Origin of the sequence: Pedobacter antarcticus (assembly GCF_900103515.1) — a bacterium.
Lineage (GTDB): Bacteria > Bacteroidota > Bacteroidia > Sphingobacteriales > Sphingobacteriaceae > Pedobacter > Pedobacter antarcticus.
In genome coordinates, this window is the sequence record NZ_FNGZ01000002.1 from 71699 (window position 1) to 93154 (window position 21456).

Annotated in this window: 18 protein-coding genes and 1 other RNA gene; 10 read left to right on the top strand and 9 right to left on the bottom strand. The window is 40.8% G+C overall.

The features are described 5' to 3' along the window. Positions 1 to 31: 31 nt before the first annotated feature. The gene (gene clpB, locus BLR53_RS03935; RefSeq protein ID WP_074587444.1) at positions 32 to 2638 is read right to left on the bottom strand and encodes an ATP-dependent chaperone ClpB; all 2607 of its coding nucleotides are present in this window, start codon (positions 2636 to 2638) and stop codon (positions 32 to 34) included. A gap of 303 nt (positions 2639 to 2941) precedes the next feature. On the opposite strand from clpB, the gene BLR53_RS03940 reads away from it, so the two are divergent. Together BLR53_RS03940 and BLR53_RS03945 are read left to right on the top strand one after the other, a co-directional pair. Continuing rightward, on the top strand, positions 2942 to 3850 hold the full coding sequence (locus BLR53_RS03940; protein WP_074587448.1) for an EamA family transporter: 909 nt from the start codon (positions 2942 to 2944) through the stop codon (positions 3848 to 3850). A 35-nt stretch (positions 3851 to 3885) separates the two neighbouring features. Continuing rightward, complete coding sequence (locus BLR53_RS03945; RefSeq protein WP_074587450.1) at positions 3886 to 4692, top strand: endonuclease/exonuclease/phosphatase family protein; 807 nt, start codon at positions 3886 to 3888, stop codon at positions 4690 to 4692. 114 nt (positions 4693 to 4806) lie between these two features. Here the strand turns inward: BLR53_RS03945 and BLR53_RS03950 are convergent, their stop codons facing one another. Both BLR53_RS03950 and pyrE read right to left on the bottom strand, forming a co-directional pair. After that, entirely contained in the window at positions 4807 to 5205 is a 399-nt protein-coding gene (locus BLR53_RS03950; RefSeq protein ID WP_074587452.1) for an SRPBCC family protein, read from the bottom strand. A 5-nt stretch (positions 5206 to 5210) separates the two neighbouring features. Beyond that, a complete protein-coding gene (pyrE, locus tag BLR53_RS03955; protein ID WP_037438111.1) occupies positions 5211 to 5870 on the bottom strand; it encodes an orotate phosphoribosyltransferase in 660 nt (219 codons plus the stop codon). Positions 5871 to 6047: 177 nt separating this feature from the next. Here pyrE and BLR53_RS03960 point away from each other — a divergent pair, with 177 nt between their 5' ends. Further along, entirely contained in the window at positions 6048 to 6674 is a 627-nt protein-coding gene (locus BLR53_RS03960) for an NUDIX hydrolase (RefSeq protein ID WP_037438110.1), read from the top strand. A 9-nt stretch (positions 6675 to 6683) separates the two neighbouring features. Here BLR53_RS03960 and coaD read toward each other — a convergent pair whose 3' ends face one another. Genes coaD through BLR53_RS03975 form a run of 3 tightly spaced genes read right to left on the bottom strand, consistent with a single transcriptional unit; the run spans position 6684 to position 8527 of the window. Next, on the bottom strand, positions 6684 to 7154 hold the full coding sequence (gene coaD, locus BLR53_RS03965; protein ID WP_074587454.1) for a pantetheine-phosphate adenylyltransferase: 471 nt from the start codon (positions 7152 to 7154) through the stop codon (positions 6684 to 6686). Between the two features lie 9 nt (positions 7155 to 7163). After that, entirely contained in the window at positions 7164 to 7703 is a 540-nt protein-coding gene (locus BLR53_RS03970; protein ID WP_037438108.1) for an RsmD family RNA methyltransferase, read from the bottom strand. Continuing rightward, entirely contained in the window at positions 7694 to 8527 is an 834-nt protein-coding gene (locus tag BLR53_RS03975; protein ID WP_074587455.1) for a DUF3822 family protein, read from the bottom strand. Before BLR53_RS03975 ends, BLR53_RS03970 begins: the two co-directional genes overlap by 10 nt. 52 nt (positions 8528 to 8579) lie before the next feature. Here BLR53_RS03975 and BLR53_RS03980 point away from each other — a divergent pair, with 52 nt between their 5' ends. Next, positions 8580 to 10031: an ATP-dependent DNA helicase gene (locus BLR53_RS03980; protein ID WP_037438106.1), complete on the top strand. Its 1452-nt coding sequence runs from the start codon at positions 8580 to 8582 to the stop codon at positions 10029 to 10031. A 236-nt stretch (positions 10032 to 10267) separates the two neighbouring features. On the opposite strand, the gene BLR53_RS03985 is transcribed toward BLR53_RS03980, so the two are convergent. Further along, positions 10268 to 10579 carry a hypothetical protein gene (locus BLR53_RS03985; RefSeq protein WP_037438105.1) on the bottom strand — a complete coding sequence of 104 codons (312 nt, stop codon included), beginning with the start codon at positions 10577 to 10579 and terminating at the stop codon, positions 10268 to 10270. A gap of 139 nt (positions 10580 to 10718) precedes the next feature. Here BLR53_RS03985 and BLR53_RS03990 point away from each other — a divergent pair, with 139 nt between their 5' ends. The 3 genes from BLR53_RS03990 (at position 10719) to ssrA (ending at position 14437) form a co-directional block, all read left to right on the top strand. After that, positions 10719 to 13505 (top strand): sensor histidine kinase, encoded by a 2787-nt coding sequence (locus BLR53_RS03990; protein ID WP_083331994.1) that lies wholly within the window; start codon positions 10719 to 10721, stop codon positions 13503 to 13505. Positions 13506 to 13611: 106 nt separating this feature from the next. After that, complete coding sequence (locus tag BLR53_RS03995; protein ID WP_074588446.1) at positions 13612 to 13944, top strand: YegP family protein; 333 nt, start codon at positions 13612 to 13614, stop codon at positions 13942 to 13944. Positions 13945 to 14071: 127 nt separating this feature from the next. Beyond that, positions 14072 to 14437: a transfer-messenger RNA gene (gene ssrA, locus BLR53_RS04000) on the top strand. A 384-nt stretch (positions 14438 to 14821) separates the two neighbouring features. Here the strand turns inward: ssrA and BLR53_RS04005 are convergent. Then, positions 14822 to 17194, bottom strand: coding sequence for an ABC transporter permease (locus BLR53_RS04005; protein WP_074587459.1), 2373 nt, complete (start codon positions 17192 to 17194; stop codon positions 14822 to 14824). A gap of 190 nt (positions 17195 to 17384) precedes the next feature. Next, positions 17385 to 18959 carry a Na+/H+ antiporter gene (locus BLR53_RS04010; protein ID WP_074587461.1) on the bottom strand — a complete coding sequence of 525 codons (1575 nt, stop codon included), beginning with the start codon at positions 18957 to 18959 and terminating at the stop codon, positions 17385 to 17387. Positions 18960 to 19144: 185 nt separating this feature from the next. On the opposite strand from BLR53_RS04010, the gene BLR53_RS04015 reads away from it, so the two are divergent. Genes BLR53_RS04015 through BLR53_RS04025 form a run of 3 tightly spaced genes read left to right on the top strand, consistent with a single transcriptional unit; the run spans position 19145 to position 21451 of the window. After that, positions 19145 to 19705 carry an RNA polymerase sigma factor gene (locus BLR53_RS04015; protein ID WP_074587464.1) on the top strand — a complete coding sequence of 187 codons (561 nt, stop codon included), beginning with the start codon at positions 19145 to 19147 and terminating at the stop codon, positions 19703 to 19705. Then, positions 19698 to 20534: a HEAT repeat domain-containing protein gene (locus BLR53_RS04020; RefSeq protein WP_074587467.1), complete on the top strand. Its 837-nt coding sequence runs from the start codon at positions 19698 to 19700 to the stop codon at positions 20532 to 20534. The genes BLR53_RS04015 and BLR53_RS04020 overlap by 8 nt, the downstream gene beginning before the upstream one ends. An 11-nt stretch (positions 20535 to 20545) precedes the next feature. Then, positions 20546 to 21451 (top strand): DUF4097 family beta strand repeat-containing protein, encoded by a 906-nt coding sequence (locus tag BLR53_RS04025; protein WP_037443798.1) that lies wholly within the window; start codon positions 20546 to 20548, stop codon positions 21449 to 21451. The last annotated feature ends 5 nt before the right edge of the window (positions 21452 to 21456 follow it).

Below are 21456 nucleotides of genomic sequence, written 5' to 3' on the forward strand. Positions count from 1 at the left end.
GCCGGCTTTTGACAAATAAATGGTATTGGAATTACGTAGTTGGTTTTTTATTATTCAGAAACACAAATTTGTTATCGAACATATCCAGTTTAATTCTGCTGTCTTTATCTATAGTACCAGCAAGGATTTCTTTAGAAAGTTCATTCAGTATTTTTTTCTGAATAACTCTTTTCAGTGGTCTTGCACCGAATTGAGGATCATAGCCTAGTTCTGCAAGCCAATCAAGTGCCTCAGGACTTGCTTCTATCTCGACACCCATTTCTGCAAGGCTATCCTGAACATGTCTGAATTGTAAAGCTGCAATATCGCGAACTTCCTTCCTGTTTAATGGTGTAAACATAATCAGTTCATCGATCCTGTTCAGGAATTCTGGTCTGATCGTTTGTTTCAGTAATTCAAACAGCTCATTTTTAGTTTTGGCAACAACCTCATCATGATTAGTTTCATCCAGGTTTTTAAAGTTTTCCTGAATTAAATGAGACCCAATATTGGAGGTCATAATGATAATGGTATTTTTAAAGTTAACCAGTCTGCCTTTATTATCGGTTAGCCTGCCATCATCCAGAACTTGTAAAAGAATGTTGAAGACATCAGGATGAGCTTTCTCAATTTCATCCAGCAATACAACTGAATATGGTTTACGTCTGACCGCTTCAGTTAACTGACCACCTTCATCATAACCCACATATCCCGGAGGCGCACCGATTAATCTGGATACCGAATGCCTCTCCTGATACTCACTCATATCTATACGGGTCAAAGCGTTATCATCGTTGAAAAGGAATTCCGCTAGTGCTTTAGCTAATTCTGTTTTACCTACGCCGGTTGTACCCAGGAAGATGAAGGAACCGATTGGCTTTCTTTTATCCTGTAAACCAGCTCTGGATCTTCTGATCGCATCGGAAATAGCCTCAATTGCTTCCTCCTGTCCGGCAACTCTTTTGTGCAGCTCGTCTTCCAGGTGTAGTAATTTCTCCCTTTCACTGGATACAAGCCTGGTTACAGGAATTCCCGTCCAGCGTGCTACAACTCCGGCAATATCTTCTGCAGTCACTTCTTCCTTAAGCATTCTGCCTTCTCCCTGCTGCGATTCAAGCGTAACTTTCAAAGCCTCTACTTTATCCTGGGATTCTTTAATTTTACCATAGCGGATCTCAGCGACCTTACCATAATCTCCGGCACGTTCTGCCTGTTCTGCCTCAAGTTTGTAGTTTTCTATCTTCTCAAGTTCACTGTTAATGCCATCTACTACATCTTTCTCACCCTGCCATTTTGCCCTCAACTGATCGCGTTCTGCAGAAAGATTAGCGATTTCCTCACCAAGTGATTGTACTTTCTTATCGTCATTTTCTCTCCTGATAGCCTCACGTTCTATCTCAAGTTGCATGATCTTTCTATCCAGTTCATCTACATTTTCCGGTACGCTATCCATTTCAAGCCGAAGTTTTGATGCAGCTTCATCCATTAAATCAATTGCTTTATCCGGTAAGAAGCGATCTGAAATATAACGTTGTGACAATTCTACTGCCGCAATGATAGCTTCATCTTTAATGGTCACTTTATGGTGTGTTTCATATCTCTCTTTCAGTCCGCGGAGAATAGAAATCGCATCCTGAGTGTCTGGCTCATCTACAATTACTTTCTGGAAACGACGTTCCAGGGCTTTATCTTTCTCAATATATTTCTGGTACTCGTTTAATGTTGTCGCACCAATAGCTCTTAGTTCACCGCGTGCCAGCGCTGGTTTCAGAATATTAGCGGCATCCATCGCACCTTCACCGCCACCGGCACCAACAAGAGTGTGAATTTCATCAATGAACAAGATAATGTCTCCTTCGCTCTGCGTAACTTCTTTAATCACCGCTTTAAGCCTTTCTTCAAATTCGCCTTTATATTTTGCTCCGGCAACTAAAGCTCCCATATCCAAGGAGAACACGGTTTTTGATTTTAGGTTTTCCGGTATATCACCTTTGATAATCCTAAAAGCAATACCTTCTGCAATAGCGGTTTTACCGACTCCGGGCTCTCCAATGAGGATAGGATTATTTTTAGTCCTTCTGGATAAAATCTGAATTACGCGGCGAATTTCTTCATCCCTTCCGATTACCGGATCAAGTTTACCTGACTCCGCATATTCATTCAGGTTCCTGGCATATTTATTTAAAGCATTATAGGTCGCTTCTGCATTCTGATCGGTGACGCGGTTATCCCCGCGCAAAGATACTATGGCAGTTTTTAAGTCTTTTTCATTAACTCCCTGTTCTTTTAGAAATTTAGAGGTCTGGTCATTGACAGCCAGAATACCCAATAATAAGTGTTCTACGGAAACAAATTCATCCTTAAACTCTTTCAGATACGATTGAGCTTTCTGTAAGGCGGAATTCGCTCCGGAAGAAAGATATCCATTGCTGCCACTTACCTTGGGGTATTTCGCAATCTGGGTATCAAGCTGCTGGTTAAGCACGTTCATGTTAACATTCAGCTTCTTTAATACATACGAAACGACATTTTCGTCAACAGTGAGCAGACCTTTTAACAGGTGTGCTGTCTCAATAGCCTGTTGCTGATTGCCCTGGGCTATTTCGGAAGCCTGTTGAACTGCTTCCTGGGCTTTTATCGTAAAGTTGTTAAAGTTCATACAGCTCTTTGCTCAAAATAAATGCCACATCACAATAAGGATCAAAGACTGTTAAAATGTCGTTCAATGATATTTTATACTGAATAAATGTCTGATTTTAAGTTATTTGTACTGAATTTTTGTCTGAATTACAATCTGATTTAAAAATTTCTTGGTTTCCTGTCAGCGTTATTGTCCCTGAAATAGGTTGATTCTAAATGATTGATCTGTATCAGAAGGGTTTGCAGATAAGCTTACAATATTCTGCTATTTTATTAATCTGGATTGATTTCCTTTGCACCTGATTTTAGTAAGATATAATTAATGAAAAAGAACGCAATAAAAGGGGCCTTGTTAGTTGGCCTTGGTGCATCTAGCTATGGAGCACTCGCGACAGTAGTAAGGCTTGCCTACGACAAAGGTTTTACAACAGCCGAGGTTACAACAGCCCAGTTCAGTATCGGGTTAACAGGTATGTTTCTGATTAATATGCTGATTGGAAAAAAGAGTGGCAACACAGAAAAAGTAACCGGCAGTTCCATCTGGCGGTTAATGCTTGGAGGCTGTTCTTTAGGCCTGACCAGTATCTTTTACTATTATGCGGTTAAATTTATACCGGTTTCGGTAGCCATTGTACTGCTCATGCAGTCGGTCTGGATGGGTTTGCTGCTGGAGGCCGTACTTGATAAAAAAGTTCCTTCCGGGCTCAAAATTCTATCTACAGTAATTGTATTGCTCGGAACCGCTTTCGCAACCAATATTTTTTCTGATGTCCATGCCTTAAACTGGAAAGGTGTAGCCTGGGGATTTGCTGCTGGAATGTCCTATACGTTATCGCTGTATTCTTCAAACAGTATTGCTACGTATCTCAGACCAATGCAGCGTAGTTTATGGATGCTAATGGGTGGCTTATGTATAATCGTGCTGATCTTTGCATCTAACTCTTATGGTGATTTCAACTTCGGTATTTTTTGGCCCTGGGGTTTATTTCTGGCATTTTTCGGAACGATCCTACCACCTTTATTATTCACGAGCGGCATGCCTTTAACCGGTATCAGCCTGGGAACTATCGTCGCTTCAATTGAACTTCCGGTTTCTGTAATGTTTGCTTTCATACTTTTGAAAGAGCCAGTAAACCTTACCCAATGGCTGGGAATTGCGCTGATTATCTTTGCAATAGTCCTGATGAACGTCAAAAATATTATTCAATCCAGACAGGACATCGGTTCCTGATCCAGCGTTTTGTGCTATTCCTCTAATATTATTTAATGAAGAAGTTCCTTTTATTATTTTTATTCCTGATCAATATTTCTGCTTTTGGTCAGACGATCCAGGTTTGTTCCTGGAACCTGCAGAATTTCGGTAAATCCAAAACTGACGAGCAAATTACTTTTATTGCCAAAACTCTCCGGGAGTATGATATCATAGCCATACAGGAAGTTGTGGCCGGTCCTGGTGGCCCTCAAGCTGTAGCCAGGCTTCACGATGAGCTAAATAGAACTGGTGCCAAGTGGGATTATACGATTAGTCACGGGACATCCGGAGACAGATACAGTAAAGAGCGCTATGCTTACTTATGGAAAACGAGTAAAACTTCTTTAGTAGGAGAGCCATGGCTTGAAAGAAAATACAACCTGGAGATTAACAGGGAGCCATATATGGCAAGATTTAAATTGGGTGAGAAACAATTCACACTAGCTAGTCTGCATGCGGTACCTAAGGCTAAACAGCCAGAAACTGAGATCAAATACCTCCAGTACCTCCCAGCTGTTTACCCATCCGATATTTTGATTTTCCTGGGTGATTTTAATCTTCCGGAATCTCATACTGTTTTTAAACCCTTAAAAAGGATGGGTTATCCGCCTGCTTTTCAAAAGCAGAAAACGACGCTGAGGCAAAAATGTATACAGGGTGATTGCCTGGCTTCAGCCTACGATAATTTCTTCTATCAAAAAGCTTTTATCAATTGTATCAACTCGGGTGTGATACATTTCTATACTGCTTTTGAAGATCTGAAGGCTGCGAGAAAAATATCGGATCACGTACCGGTATATTTTAAATTCAGCTTATTGTAGCATTCTGTTTCGGTTCCAAACTGATAGTTGGGAAACAATTTCTGGGCATAAAAAAAGCTGATCTAAAGATCAGCTTTTTTTATGCCCAGAAACGGGATATTGAATATTGTGATATTAGGCTAATATTTCTGCTAATCTGCTTGTCTGGTGGTCTGCAAGTTTTTGTAAAGGACCTGCTGCCAGCATTTTCATCATCATATTAAGATCTGCCGATATAATATGTGTTGCGATAGTTGTCCCATCTCCATTATCGGATACGGTCCACTTTAACTCCAGATCAAAGGGTGCTTTTTCACTAGGAACAGCAATCAGCTCCTGATTTTCGATACGGCTTGATATCTTTAATGTAAGCTTAGCCATGTTTTGGATAGTAAAGTTGGCTTCATCTGTGGTAGAGGTCCAGTTATAGATATTCTCAGGCATCAGCTGCTGGTGATTATTCATGTCTGCTAAAAAAGCATACACCTGATCTACAGGACGATTAATAGTGGCAACACTTTCGATTACAGTCATCTTAGCTAGTTTTTTTGGTCTGCATTTTTACCCCATTCTGCCGGGTTTCTTCTCCATTGGTTCAACAAGTCTACTTCACTTTGTGCGATGAAGCTGTTTTCCGCAGCATATTGAATTAATGTATTATAGTTGGATAATGTAGCAAAGCGACATTTAGCTTCTTTGAAATTCTCTTCGGCGATATCAAAGCCATAAGTGAAAATAGAAACTAATCCGGCTACAGATAATCCTGCATCTTTCAATGCCTGAACTGCCTGTAGACTGCTCTTGCCGGTTGATATAAGATCTTCCACAACAACTACGCGCTGTCCTTCAATGATTTCACCTTCGATCAGGCTACCTGTTCCGTGTTCTTTTGCTTTCGCTCTTACATAAGCAAATGGCAGGCCTAATTCCTGTGCAACAAGGACACCCTGAGGTATTCCTGCAGTCGCAACGCCGGCTATCAGATCTACCGATCCGAATTCTTCCTGAATAAGCTGGGTAAGTTTTTGTCGGATGTATGTTCGTACTGAGGGATGGGAGAGCGTCACCCTATTATCGCAATAAATTGGAGATTTCCAGCCTGAAGCCCAAGTAAACGGGTTATTTGGCTGTAATTTTATTGCTTTAATTTGAAGTAAAAATTCAGCTACCTTTAATTCAATATCACTTTTATTATACATGATCCAAAATTACTCAAAATAATAGCTTTATTCCATAAAGCATTAGTTCTTTTTTTGCCAGTTATTGATACTCAGGGGTATAATTGCTAAATAGTCTTGTTTGGCAAAAAATATCCATTGACTTTGCGCAGCATACAGAATTTATTTACTTTTATTTCCTGATTTTAATTTATAAACATGAAGACCTACAGGATCTATATCAATAATAATGCACTGATTATTAGTAAGCAATTGCCAGTGATGAACGTTCCTGTACAGGAAGTACCCGTGAAAGGATTTAATTTTCTGAACTTTTATGCACAGCTGGATCTGGCTGGAAATAAACATTATGTACTAATTACTGATGATACCAAAGCTGTTTTCAAACAGCTTAAAAGTAGCTGTACGCTGGTCAAAGCCGCTGGCGGTTTGGTGAAAAACGCAAAAGACGGATATCTTTTTATATACCGGAATAAAAAATGGGATCTGCCAAAAGGTAAGGTCGAAAAAGGCGAGGGAATGCGTGAAGCAGGGTGGCGCGAGGTAGAAGAGGAATGTGGTGTTAAAGTATGGAAGAGCGGTAAAAAATTATGCAGGACTTACCATATCTATGTTTTAGGTAATAAATTGGCCCTGAAGAAAACGAACTGGTACGCAATGTCCGTAAAAGGGATTCCTGTATTGATCCCACAAAGGGAAGAAGGTATTACTAAAGCTGAGTGGCTTAGTGCAGATCAGGTGAGCGCTGTTTTGGAAAACACCTACCCGTCAATTATGGATGTGATGGAAGCAGGAAATCTGACAACTGATCGCCTGCTCCAATAATTTATAAACTTAGGCCTGCCGAAGGAAGGGAAACGCTTCCTTCGGCAGGAATGGGGTAACATCACCATGGTTTCGAAGTATATCCCGAACTATGGTGGAGCTGACTGCCGAATATTGCGGTTTGCTTAGTATAAATATAGTCTCCACTTCTGGCATCATCGTCTGATTAATCTGTGAAATAGCCCTTTCATATTCAAAATCACCAACAGATCGGATTCCCCGAATCATATAAGTAGCATTGATCTTTCTGCAAAAATCTACCGTCAGTCCTTCATAAGACTGTACTTCTACATTATCAAAGTCGTGGAATACAGCCTCTACAATTTGTTGTCTGACCTCTCCGGACAAGAAACTTTGTTTAGAGCTGTTCAAGCCGATACCGACTATTATTTTATCAAATAAAGGTAATGCACGTTTAAGAATGTCTGCATGTGCAATGGTCAGCGGGTCAAATGAACCAGGGAAAAGTGCTATTTTCATGGGATATGCTTATGGGATATAGTTGAAAAAGCTGAAAGAGGAATTTCCGTATCTTCTGGTCTCTGTATAACCTGGCTGATTATTCAGTTTTAGGAATGACGGGTGTTCTACCACAAGTAAACCGTTTTCGGTTAGTAATTGTCTTTGTGCAACAAGTTCCGGGATACGCGGGATAGTCGCCAGATCGTAAGGGGGGTCCGCGAAAATAATCTGATACTTTCCGTTATGCTGCTCTAAAAACTTGAATACATCTGCTTTTTGCAAATTGATGCCTTCGAGTTTATAATGCTCTATTACAGACTTTATCCAGTGGATGCAGCCTGAATGTTTATCAACAGAAGTAACGGACTTAATTCCCCGGGAGACAAACTCTATACTGATATTTCCCGTTCCGCAAAACAGGTCCAGGACGTCACAATTATCAAAATCGTAAGTATTATAGAGAATATTGAACAAGGCCTCTTTGGCCATATCGGTGGTCGGTCTTACCGGAAGGCTTGCAGGTGCATTCATCCTGATACCTTTGAGTGATCCTCCGATTATACGCATAAGTCAAAAGCTATTAAACTGCTGTAATAATGTCCCGGCATATCATCTAATATGGTGTGGTCGATATCGCCTGCAGGAGGCTGTGTAAAGTTAATTTTGCTGAAATATTTTAAGAGACAATTGTAGGTATCATCATTTTCATGAATAATTCCACTCAACTGCAGTTGGATGATTTTTGTATCCAGTTTAAGCTGTTTTATAATTAGTAACAGGAAATAATTGAATTCATCTGTATTTTCGAATTCAAAGTTATTGAGATAAACAAGCTTTCCATTCTCTAAAACAACAGCATGAAACGAGGCCGCAGTAAAGTCGAGGGACAAACTGCTGGTTTCGGATTTACCGGCTAATGCAAGCGCTGGCGCATGCTGATCGAATAACTCCGCTCCCGGCAGATGATCTTCCAATAACTTTACAGTAGACTTTTCAATATTGAACACTGAAGTAAATCCAAATTCTTTACAAGGACGTGTATAGAGATTCCCTGTTAATCCGGACGGAAAGAAATTACTGTATTCGGCGGCTTTTTCCGTCTGGTAAACAGCGTCTGGTACACTCAGATGATAAGAGGTGTAAACTGCAGCCCTTATTTTTTGAAATGGAAGCTGCAGGTAGCTGTCATTCTTAAGCGTATGCAACAGAGCTCCTGAAGCCGGATCACATTCCTGCATATCGAAGACCGCCTTCAATTGCCTTTTCTCCAAATCTATTATCGCGTAGGAAAGACTGTCTCCGGTTATTTTCATTAGCAAGCTGCAGGACGAGGCAGTCTTTGGATCAAACTCCGGATCTACCAAAAGTATACTGTTTTTGCTCTTGTTCATCTTAGCAAAATTAATTCTTTTTTCTATAACAACACCATTGCATATTTGTAAAATGGATAATGCAGTATTAATTGCCAGTTCTTACCAGTACGAGCCGACAGCCGAACAACTGAATTTTTGTGAACAGGTAGCTTCTTTCCTCACCGGGCGGGTTGACCAACGTTGTTTTATATTAAGGGGATATGCAGGAACGGGAAAAACGACTTCAATTGCGGCACTGGTAAAAGCTTTGCCACGTTTTAAAATGCGTAGTGTGCTGCTTGCGCCGACGGGTAGGGCCGCGAAAGTAATGCGTAATTATTCGGGCAGAACCGCATTGACTGTCCATAAGCGCATCTATAGAAAAAGGTCGGCTGTTTCTACCGAAATGGCTTTTCAGCTGGCGCCAAATCTTGCCGAGAATACGCTCTTTATTGTAGATGAAGCATCTATGATTGCTGATGAATGGAATTCTAAAAGTGGATCGTCATTCCTGAAAGATATTGTGGATTATATTTATAACGGAAAAAATTGTGCTGTTCTTTTTGTCGGCGACACAGCGCAGCTACCTCCGGTAGGCAGTCTGGAGTCACCCGCATTAAACAGGGATTATTTAGCTCAGACTTTCGGTTTTGAAGTATTTCATACAGAATTAAAAGAAGTGGTCAGGCAGGGAAGGGAGTCTGGTATTCTGGCTAATGCGTCTATGCTTCGTGTATTAATTAATGAAATGGAGCAAGAAGATGACCATTCTGAAGACAAGGCATTGATACCAAAGTTTTTCACTAAAGGATATAATGATATTTTTAGAATGACCGGGCTTAAGATGGTAGAAGGGCTGGAGTATGCATACCGGAAGTTCGAGATGGAAAATACGTTGGTTGTTTGCCGGTCAAATAAATCGGCAAATATATATAACCAGCAGATTCGTACAAGGTTGTTATACCGGGAGGAGGAACTCACGGGTGGCGATCAAATTATGATTGTCAGGAATAACTATTTCTGGTTACCTGATAACGAGGCGGGTTCTTTTATTGCTAACGGTGATATGGCGAGAATTGTGCGGGTAAGAAGGGAAGAGGAACGTTATGGTTTTCGGTTCGCTGAAGTTCAACTGGAGTTCTTTGATTATCCTGATGCGGGGCAGATTACCTGCAAGGTTATGCTGGACACACTTCAGGGTGAAACCCCTAATTTGAGTTATGAGGATAGTAAAAAGTTGTTTGAGGGGCTTTCAGCAGATTATGAACACATTACAAATCGGCGCGAACGGATGCTGGCAATCAAAGCAGACCCATTTTACAACGCACTGCAAATCAAATTTGCCTATGCTGTAACCTGTCATAAAGCACAGGGTGGACAATGGGATGCCGTTTTTGTAGATCAGGGTTATCTTACCGATGATATGATCGATATAGAGTTCCTCCGGTGGCTGTATACAGCTGTAACACGTTCGCGGAAAGAACTCTTTTTAGTAAATTTCTCCGCAGGCCTCTTTGAAGAGGCTGCTGAAGATCAGTATTAATTGTGTTTTTTCATACCGAAAGACCAGTAAAAAGCTAAAACACAAATTATTACGGTTAATACGAGCATGATCGCTGTAATTTCGCCGTTTCCTAAAACTGAGCTAATAGTTGTCATAATCCTTTTTTTTGGTGAAGATAGCTATTTAAATTTGTAATGATAAATTCAGAATCCGTCGAAAAGCCATTTATGTGCTGCTCAATGGGGATTGAAAGTAACAGTCGGGGATGTTTTTTCCTAAATTACCACATCAAACTTTTGTTCTATGATCTTACCTAGTGTATTGATAGGCAGAGTTATTGAGCTATTGCCCGGAGCTAATATCTTCCAGGTTCCATTGCTACGGGTTCTGGTGATTTCAAAGTTGCCTTTCTCACTGAACACCTGATAAAGGTTGATTTTAGCGAAATTTTGCACTACCTGATAGATTTCTTTTGCGATTTTAATCTGAATACTTTTCATAATTAATGTCTGATAAGATGTTTCCAGCTTTCTTTTCCCTGGTCTTTTAACCGTAGTTTTTAAAGGATTGCTACCTGTTTTTAACATACTGTCTTCTTAAGAATTTGCATTTTTCCTGCCAATCAGATATTATATTAGATATACAGGTTCCCTGCAGATAAAATGTATCTGTAATATTCATACTTAATTAAATATTTCAGGTAATTTAGTTTTATAATTACCCGATATGTGCCCAGATTATTTGGATAATAGATTACAGTTTATGTGTGGCGGAGGAGAGACCGGCAGGCTGGTCCGTAACTACAGCTGGAAGGAAACTTCTTTAGGAGCCCCTCATGAATGGCCTGAATGTATCCGCACTGCAGTGAGTATCTGTCTGAATTCCGCTTTCCCGAATGCGGTTTATTGTGGTGACGAATTTAATCTGATCTATAATGACTGTTATATTCAAATAGCAGGAAACAATCACCCCGATATCCTGGGGCTGCCCAGGTACAGGGCCTGGCCTGAATCCTGGAAACAAACTCAGGCTTTATTCGAACAGGTAATTTCTTCCCGGTCAGCCGTTAATGCAGTTGATGAGTTATTTCTGCTGAACAGATACGGTTTCATTGAACAAGCTTATTTTAATTATACTTTATCCCCGATAATAGATGCTTCAGGTAAGGTCTGCGGAATTTTTAATTCTCTTATGGAGACTACAGACCGTGTGCTGGCTGAGCGACGGGCGTCACTTCTAAAACAGTTCAAATCAGCATCTGCAAAATTTGATAAGCTGGGCAGCGCTTTTGAAGAAGTGCTCGGACCTTTACAACGGGAAAGAAGAGACATTCCTTTTGCGGCATTATACGAAACGGATAAGCATGGGGAATTTAATCTCAAACAGGTAGCAGGCGAGCTTATTATTGAAACAGATAGACTGGAATCTGCTTTGCCGGACGTAATTGCTTGCGGAAAGCCGTTGTTTCTGAAGCTGGAAAATAACAATGTGTTCTTAGTACCGGTAATACAGGGTGAGTTTCAGGTAATAGGTGTTTTTGTCGCCGGGCTGAACAGTCAGATCTATTTTGATGATAATTACAGGCAGTTTCTTGAAAATATAGGTTTCCTGATCGGTACAACCATTTCTTACTCTCTAAGGCGGGAAAAAGACAAGTTTGTTTCAGATCAGATTAAGTATAATGAAGATCAGTTTCAATTTGCTGTGGATGCAGCTGGACTGGCCACTTGGGATTTTAATACTGGCAGTCAGTTATTTACTGGAAACAGACGGTTGTATACTTGGTTCGGATTTCCAGAAGGTGACGGGATTACTCTACGTCAGGCTCTGAGTCGGATTGCCACCAAGGATCGGCCACACGTGGAAAAGGCATTAAATGATGCTTTGAAATTTGAAACCGGAGGATATTACAGAGTAGAATATTATATCTTAAATCCTGAACAGTCTGAGCCACGGCTGGTAAGAACGACCGGGCGTGCTTTATTTAATGACAAAAACGAGGTTACCAGGTTTAGTGGAACTTTGCAAGATATCACTGCGGAAAGAAATACATTGCTCGTTCTTGAAGAGACTAACAGCCGCCTTCAGATTGCTTTAGAGGCCGCAAGCCTGGGATCTTACGAATTGGAACCTAAGACGGGTAAAATGCTTTGCACGGCTCAATTTCTTGCTAATCTTGGCCGGCCTGCAGATGATTCTTTTGCTTACAACGATTTGATTTCGCAAATACTGCCCGACTATCATCAGTTAGTGAGTGATACAATACAAAAGTCGATTGCCGAAAGACAGATTTATGAGATAGAATACGCCGTGCGCTGGGCCGACGGTACCTTGCACTGGATAGAAGCCTATGGCAAACCGCAGTATGATGAAAATGGTGAGATCCTAAAAGTAGTTGGTGTGACGCAAGATGTTACTAAACAAATCAGTGATAGAAAGGAATTGGAGCGTGCATATGAGAAGGCGCGGTTATCCCGTGAAGCTGCACAATTCGGTACATTCGATCATGACCTCGTCAACAGCCGCATGGAGTGGGATGAACGTTGCCGCCAAATGTTCGGAATTACCCACCAGAGGCCTTTAAATATGGAACGAGATCTTATTAACGGGATGCATGAGGACGATCGGGAAAGAATGAGTGATCTCATTAAACATACTTTGAATCAGGAAAAAAGTAATGGAGACTATGATGCTGAATACCGTACTATTGGTGCGGAAGACGGAAAAACCAGGTGGATCAGAGCAAAAGGGAAAGCATTTTTTAATGAATATGGTGTCCCCTTACGTTTTATAGGAGCGGTCCTAGATATTACTGCTCAGAAAGAAAATGAAATCAGGAAGAATGACTTTATAAGCATGGTTAGCCATGAGCTTAAGACTCCATTGACCTCATTAAAAGCCCATGTTCAGGTGCTGAACAGGAAAGCCAGAATTCATAATGATAATCACACTTCTGCATCACTTGATAAGGTCGAATTGCAGATAGGGAAAATGAGTACCATGATTAATAGCTTTCTCAGTGTGGATAGACTGGAATCAGGACAGATTCATCTTGAAAAATCTGAATTTTTGCTAAATGACTTGATTTTGCAGCAAATTGAGGAAACCAGGCTGATTGTTTCCAGCCATAAATTATTTTTTGAACCGTCTGTACCGGTAAAGATATACGCAGATTTTGAAAAGTTAGGTCAGGTGCTGACAAACCTGATTAGCAATGCCGTTAAATATTCACCTCAGGGGGGCATAATAACGATTACTTGTGGTTTCAGAGCGGGGCAGGCATTTGTCAGTGTCAGTGATACTGGAATCGGGATCAGTAAAAGAGATATCGGCCATCTTTTCGACCGTTTCTATAGAGTGGAAGGGAAATATACCAAACAGATTTCTGGATTTGGAATTGGCCTATATCTGGCTGCGGAAATTGTACGCCGGCATGATGGTAAGATCTGGGTAGAAAGTGAAAAAGGTCAGGGATCGACGTTCTATTTCAGTATCCCTCAGTCAGTGGTATAAGTTTTTTCTGAAATCTTCTTTTAATTTAATGTATTTTACATTATTTTTAACTGTAATACAGGTTGTTCGCCTGTTTGGTGTATTTTTTTATCTAAATTATTCAATTATGTCAAAATTTGAAATTAAAAAGAGAAGCAATGGAGAATTCCAGTTTAGCCTGAAGGCGGGTAATGGAGAAGAGATTTTGGCGAGTGAGGGATATACGACCAAAGCTAATTGTGAAAACGGAGTTCAATCCGTCAAGAAAAACTCCGTATATCCAGAGCGTTTTGACAGGCTGGTTTCAAAAAACAATAAATTCTATTTTAACTTAAAGGCTAGTAACGGTCAGGTAATCGGCAAAAGTGAAATGTACGAAAGTGCCTCCGGAAGAGATAACGGGATCGAATCAGTAATGAAGAATGCCCTTGATGCCAAGGTAGTTGACTTAACGGTCTGATATCGTTCAAAAACGTTCATGCTTTTTTTATTTTTCTTAAACCCCTTCTGATTGAGTTTGGTATATTTATTGTACTTTTGTGGCAAGGAAAGCAGAAAAGCCTATGTTTTAAGTTTTCTTTACATATGGGGCCGTTTTGGATTTGACAGGGTGGAGGTACGTATGTTAGCATGCAGTGCGTTGTACGGAGAGCACTTAAAGTGAACGTTCACACTATAATTGGCGAAAATAACTACGCCTTAGCTGCCTAATTTAGAATTAGATAGCTTTTGTCCCTCTGGTTGCTGCGTTTTTAGGCCAGAATCCGGGGCATCGAAATAAATGACGCTGGCGATTGTAAGGTACGATACAGTCGCGAGATAAAGTACCTAAGGAGAAAGGCAAGGTAGGTTTCCGGCCCGTCTGATCCCGAAAATAAAGTGGAAAATAAGCATGTAGAAGGCATAATTTGCCACACAACTGGACAAGGGTTCGAACCCCTTCGGCTCCACCAAAAAAGCCTCTGAGATTATCTCAGAGGCTTTTTTTATTTAGAAACTTTTGTATAAATGCGGGTGTCTAATAAATTGATTAATTCCAAACCAATTGGCAAAACATTCAAAGAAACGGATTTTATAGGCTTGGTGAAAATCTTCGTTAGCTTTCCCTTCTTTGCCGTTCTGATGTGCCTCCCGCAAATGTTCTTTAAAAGCCTGGATCATCTTAGCGCTGTAGAAGTCACTTTTTCGAGAGCTATCTCCTTTTTTTGCTAAAAGCACTAGTGAATATGTCCAACCCAGCTGACCGTATTTACCATCATACTGAAGTTCATAGAAATTATTCCAATGAGTCGGGGTACAAAGTAATTGAAGGGATCTTGTGCTAAAATATTTAACTTTTACTCATATTTCAACGCGTCTACAGGGTTAGCTGTTGCCGCTTTGTAAGCCTGAAAACATACTGTTAAAAATGCGATTAATAAAGTTCCTGCGATTGATATCAGCACAATCGATAATGATATAGTTGTCCTGAAGTCAAAATTAGTGAGCCATTTGGTCATCAGATAGTAGGCTAGGGGCACACCAATAAATGCAGCCACCAATACCATTTTCAGAAAGGAAATGGAGAGCAGTTTCATAATACTGCCGACCGAGGCTCCCAGTACACGTCGTACGCCAAACTCTTTTGTCCGCTGTTCTGCACTATAAGTAACCAGGCCGTAAAGTCCAAGACAAGAAATTAAAATGGCTATGCCTCCAAATAAGTTGACCAATATGCCCAGGACTTTCTCTGAATGCAGCTTTCTGGAATACAGCTCATTGGCGAAACTTATTTCTACCGGATAATCCGGATTGATACTTTTGGCGACGGCTGAGATCAGTTCGATATTTTTTGTCAGACTGTTAGCTGTATTTAATCGCATATTTACGATTCCGCCCGGATCTTTATTGAAATCAATCACCATTTGGCGTCCGGAACGATAGGGAGAGTCCCAGACGAAATCCTTGAAAACTCCAATCACTCTCAGCTGTTTTCCAAAGAGATTTACATTCGTCCCTATCGGATCTTTAAGCTTCATGGCTTTCACAGCTGTACTGCTTAGTAAAATTGCTGCAGTATCTGAAGCGAAATCGCGGGAAAAATCACGTCCTGCAAGCATTTCCACCCCATTTGTTTTTACAAAATCATACCCCGTCTGCAGGCGGTTAAAAACAATATCCTTTCCCTGCTCTTCCATTCCTGGCCACTGAAAGCCATAAAACCATCCACTTGCATTAGTCATGCCTTGCGATGCCTCATTGACGGCCGTTACCGCACCGGTTTTCAGCAATTGCTCTTTAAACAATTCAAATTTGCCAGACAATTCTCCATCTTGAGGCATTTGAGCAAGTAAATCGATATTGTACCCCACTGGTCTGTTTTTTATAAACTGCATTTGTTTATAGATTACAAGCGTGGCAATGATCAGCATGATGGCAAAACAAAATTGCCCGACCACTAGTACCTGTCTTAGATTAAAGGGAATGGCTTTCGCACGGGCCGTTTTCTTTTTTAAAGTTTGAATCGGGCTAAATGCAGATAGGTATAATGCAGGGTAAGTACCTGACAAAAGTCCGGTCAGGATTGCTACCGTCAGGATTCCCAGCCAATAACCTGTATTAGCATAATCAATTCTTATATCTATTTCCAAAAGGTTATTGAAAAGGGGTAGACTAGATTCGGTAATGGCAACAGCAATCAACACAGCAATTGTAGTAAGGACCATTGCTTCAGTAAGGAATTGGGTAACCAGTGAGTTTCTGGTTGCGCCCATAGTTTTCTTAATACCCACTTCTTTCGCCCTCCGCTCTGATTTAGCAGTGGCCATATTCATGAAATTAATGCAGGCGACAAGCAAAATACCAAAGGCTAATGCCGTAAAAAGGTAAATGCGTTCGATGTCTCCACCTATGCTCTTACCATTCAAAAATTCACCATGTAAATGTTTATCGGCTAGCGGGAATAAGAAATTCTCATTCTTTTGTGCCGTGTAATTCTCGTTGAAAAGCTTTTTTACCTTCGAATTAATCAGGTCAATATTGGCCGGATTATTAACTTTTGCCATTGCCAGGAAGTTGAAATTTCCCCAACCTGGATTTTTAAGGTAATCGTTTATGCTTTCGAAGAAAGACCAGGGCATTAAATAATCAAACCTGAGAGATGTATTGGTAGGTAAATCTCTGATCACACCAGTAACATTTAGATCTTTTGCATTTTTATATCTCACGGTTTTATTCAGTACATCTGTAGTGCCGAATAATAATTTCGCTGTCTGAGCAGTTAATATAACCGAATTTGGCATACTGAGTGCAGATGTAGGATCGCCGGCGATAAACTCGTAGTTGAAAACTTTAAGAATCTCGGGATCTGCAAACAGGTCTTTTTTCTTAAATACATTTTGTTTATTGGCAATGAGCGACTCATCGCCACCTCCGATTCGGGTTATTGCGTCTACCTCAGGTATTTTGGACCTGATAGTCATTGCAATTCCATCTCCCGGCGAGCCTCCGGTACTTGTTATTTTCCCACTGGCATCCTGGAAATTAGTCATCACCTGGTAGATTTTGTCTGCATCCTTAAAACTACGGTCAAAATTTAATTCATAATTGACGTAAAGCAGCAGCAGCAAACACGCAGATAAACCAGCCGCCAGACCAACGATATTAATAACGGAAGAAGTTTTATTTCTCCAGAGATTACGCAAAGCGATTTTTAAATTGAGTCTGAACATAGCGGCATTGGTTTCAATGAAATAAATACGAGTTAGTTCGCAGTCTACCAAGTTTGTGCCAAGAGTAAATTAGCGTTCAAATAACTGTTGTACAGGTTTTTATGTTTTTTCGCTAACTGAATTTGTCCGTTATCGAACGATATACGTACACTGCCGGACATTTAGCTAAATACAGTTCAGCTTATTAGTCTCAGCTGAAGCTCAATTTTTCTTCTTCCAGATCAATAAATTGAAGGTGCTTACGAATAATATCTTCATCAAGTGCCTCCTCTTCCTGGTTTTTATTTAGCAGCCATAACCGCTGCTCGTTCAGGATATCCAGATAAATTACTTTACACTCTTCAGCCATCAGTTCATTACCTGCGGGTGAACTATTGGCTTCCCATTTAACAGCCATCTGTTGCAATATCGGTTGATTTTTTAATTGTGTGCTGTAATTTGTCCGCAAATGGGTAAGCGAATGCTGTGCTAGTTGCTTACGGATACCCTGATAAACTTCCTCTTCCGGTAAAGTTTGATCCAGATTGGGGATTCCGATTTTTCGGATAAGGTAAGGTAAAGTCAACCCCTGCAATAACAGCGTGACCAGAATAACAATAAAAGTGATAAAAAGAATAAGGTTGCGCTGCGGGAAGGCACTTCCGTCAGCCAACTGTACAGGTATTGATAATGCTGCTGCTAGTGAGACCACCCCGCGCATGCCTGTCCATCCAAGAATGAGGGGTACCTTATAGCCGGGGTTCCTGTTGTCGGCGACAGTGATAAACCTGCTTGCTATTAACGTGATAACCACTGCACCATATGCAGATAAGATCCTTCCCACGATCAGCACTGCGGTAATCAGCAGACCGTAACCCATCGCAGATGAAATACTGACACCTTCCAGGCCGGATACGATCTCCGGCAAATCGAGGCCTATCAGCATAAATACCAGACCGTTTAGCACAAAACAGAAGCTTTCCCAGAAGTTTACTCCACGCAGGCGTGATGTGCTGCTAAGGAAGAGATGCCTGTTATTAGATAATAAAAGGCCGCCGGCAACTACAGCAAGTACACCAGAGCTATGCACCTCTTCCGCTGAGAGATACATGATATAAGGAGCTAAAATTGTTAATACAATATCTGTATTAACGTCGGTAGGCAGATGTTTATGGATCTTCATGAAGACCCATCCGATTAGTACGCCAATACCTACACCACCAATCACCATCCAGCTAAAACTCAGTGCTGCTTCCTGCCATACGAACTGACCTGTTGCCACAGCTACTAACGCAAAACGGAAAATAATTAACGAAGAGGCATCATTCAGCAGACTTTCACCTTCCAGGATTGAAGACATCCGCTTGGGTATTTTTACGAATTTTAAGATAGCACCAGCGCTTACGGCATCTGGTGGCGAGACAATGCCGCCCAGTAAAAAGCCAAGGGCTAGAGAAAAGCCGGGTATAAAATGATTTGCGACAAAGGCTACCGACATGGCCGAAAGAAATACGACAACAAAGGCAAAGCTGGTAATAATTCGTCTCCAGCGCCACATTTCCTTCCAGGATACAGCCCAGGAGGCTTCATAGAGCAGTGGGGGAAGAAAGATAAAAAAAATAAGCTCGGGGTCGATATGCAGGGTTGGGATCCCGGGGAGGAAGCTGATCGCTAGTCCGGCTACAACAAGCAGTACAGGATAGGCGACCTTTATTTTATTAGCCAGCATAATCAGTAGTACTATGGCTAAAATTAAACTCAGGTAAAAAGGGAAATTTTCTAACATTATGCTGAGGTTATCATACTAAGTTAAGGTAGGAATTATTTTAGTGGATTGAATAGATCGGTACCGGCTTATTCTTAGTATTTTAAAATGTTTAAAAAACAATGCAACATTAATTCATGTGCTGCGACTACCCTATATAAAACATGTATTTTCAGGATTCTAACCGATAGATTATAAAATTATAAATGCAGTCAACAGAGAAGGTAACTGATCAGACGCTTATTGCCATGTGCCAGGCGGGTAACGACTCGGGGTTTACCGCATTATACAATAAGTATGCAAAGAGAGTGTACAACTCAATTACGCGTATTGTATCGCATACCGGGGAGGCCGAAGATATTCTGCAGGACACATTTTACACCGTATTTAATGATATGGGGAAGTTAACTGGAGTTTTGAGTTTTGAGGCATGGGTGAGAAGGATAGCGATTAACCGTTCGATATCGCACTTGAGGAAGAAGAAAATCCTGTTTTCAGATTTAGAACATACTGAATTTGCAGATGAAAATGAATATAGCATAGAAGAGGATGAATTATTCGATTGTCGGGTAGAGGATGTAAGAAGCTGTATTGAGCGTCTACCACCAGGGTATAAGACCATTCTGAATCTATATTTATTTGAAAATATGCAGCACGAGGAGATCGCAGGCGTATTGGGAATATCCCATAGTACTGTAAGGACGCAGTATCACCGCGCTAAGAAAAAAATATATCTACTATTAAAAGACAAGTCATATTATGATTGATCCTATAAAAAAATTTGTAGAAGAAAACAGAGCAGAGTTTGACCATATGGAACCGCCTGCCCACGTACTTCAGCAAATCAAAAGCAGATTGAAGGAAAGTAAGGAGCAAGAGAAAGAAGTAAAAACGGTTCCATTGTTCAGGAGGGAAATTTGGTATGCGGCGGCGGCAGTCTTAATTGCTATAAGTACAGTTTATCTTTTTAACACGAAAAACACTGTCGAAGGCAACCTTGAGCAGGTGGTACATCAGACCGCTCCAAAGGTTGAAACAGAAAAAACAGATGAGACCGGAGACTCTGGTTCGGCAGTTACACTAAGCCAGTCTGATCGTGTTACAGAACCCGGTAGTGTACCCTTGAAACCTGCAAGGGTTGTGAGGTCTGGGGCCGGAATGAATGGGATGCTGGCAAACCAAAATAGCAAACCTGTTTCTGTTCCAAAAGATGTGTATGTGCGTTTGGGAGATAGCAGTTCTGCAAGCGTCAGATTAGCAGCAGTATTAGATATCGAGAAAACTGGCGATGCTGGTAAGCACACGCTGGATAGATTGGCCAGAACTTTAAATTATGATGGAAACAGTAACGTACGTCTAGCAGCTCTTGGTGTGATCGGACAATATGTAAATAACGAGTATGCATCTTCTCTTCTGGTCCGATCATTATCTAGTCAGGAAGATCCAATGGTACAGTTAGAGTTAGTTGGATTGCTGGGGAATCTCAAAAATGCTAAAGTTGACGCCAGACTAATTGCTCTGGCAGATGATCCAAAAACATTTAGTGCCGTTAAGGACGAGGCATACACATTACTACTTAATAAAAATAAAATTTAAACATACTTAATATGAAAAAGCAATTTATAATACTATTCACCTTATTAACATTCAGCATCTCTGCCTGGGCGCAGAAAGAGTATAAGGTATCCAAATCTTCAGGGCGTCTTAACCTGAATGTAAACGGGGCGGTTGTAGAAGGATATAATGGGAATGAGATCGTATTCAATATTGTTAATGGCAAAGAAGAGCCTGTTGATGAGCGCGCTAAAGGTCTTAAGCCGCTAAGTGGGTCCGGATTCACCGATAATACAGGTCTGGGGCTGGATGTAAGCGTTAATGGTCAGGATATCAACGTAAATTCAGTTGTAAAAGAACAAAGTGGAATTCTTCAAATTAAGGTTCCTCAGAATGTGAAAATATCCTTTACTAATAACAGTACACTGTACAGCAGTGAACTTCTGCTGAGAGATTTGAAAAATGAAATTGAGGTGTCAGCAACGCACAATAAAATTAAGCTGGAGAATAACAGCGGACCGATGAATATAAAGGCAATATATGGGTCAGTAGATGCCAGTTTTACTAATGAGGTAAAAGGACCGATATCTATCATATCTGTTTATGGTTTGGTAGATATTTCAATGCCGGTGTCCACGAAAGCCAATATTGAGCTGGGCACATCATATGGTAAGCTTTTCGCTGCAGAAGATTTTAAAATAGCAGTAGACAAAAACAGAGCGCAAAACAAAAATCAGAACGATCGCGGCCGAACAAATGTTACAGGATTTGAGGGTACCGACCGTACGAAAAACATTACTGACAATGCAGCGACGACTGTCTCTGGTGCTAATATTGAAACCGTAACACTGAGAAGATCTGACAATGCAGGAGAGAATATCAAAGGAACCGTTAACGGCGGCGGTGTTGATCTGATCTTCAAATCAAATTATAATAATGTATATCTGAGACAGAAATAAATCAG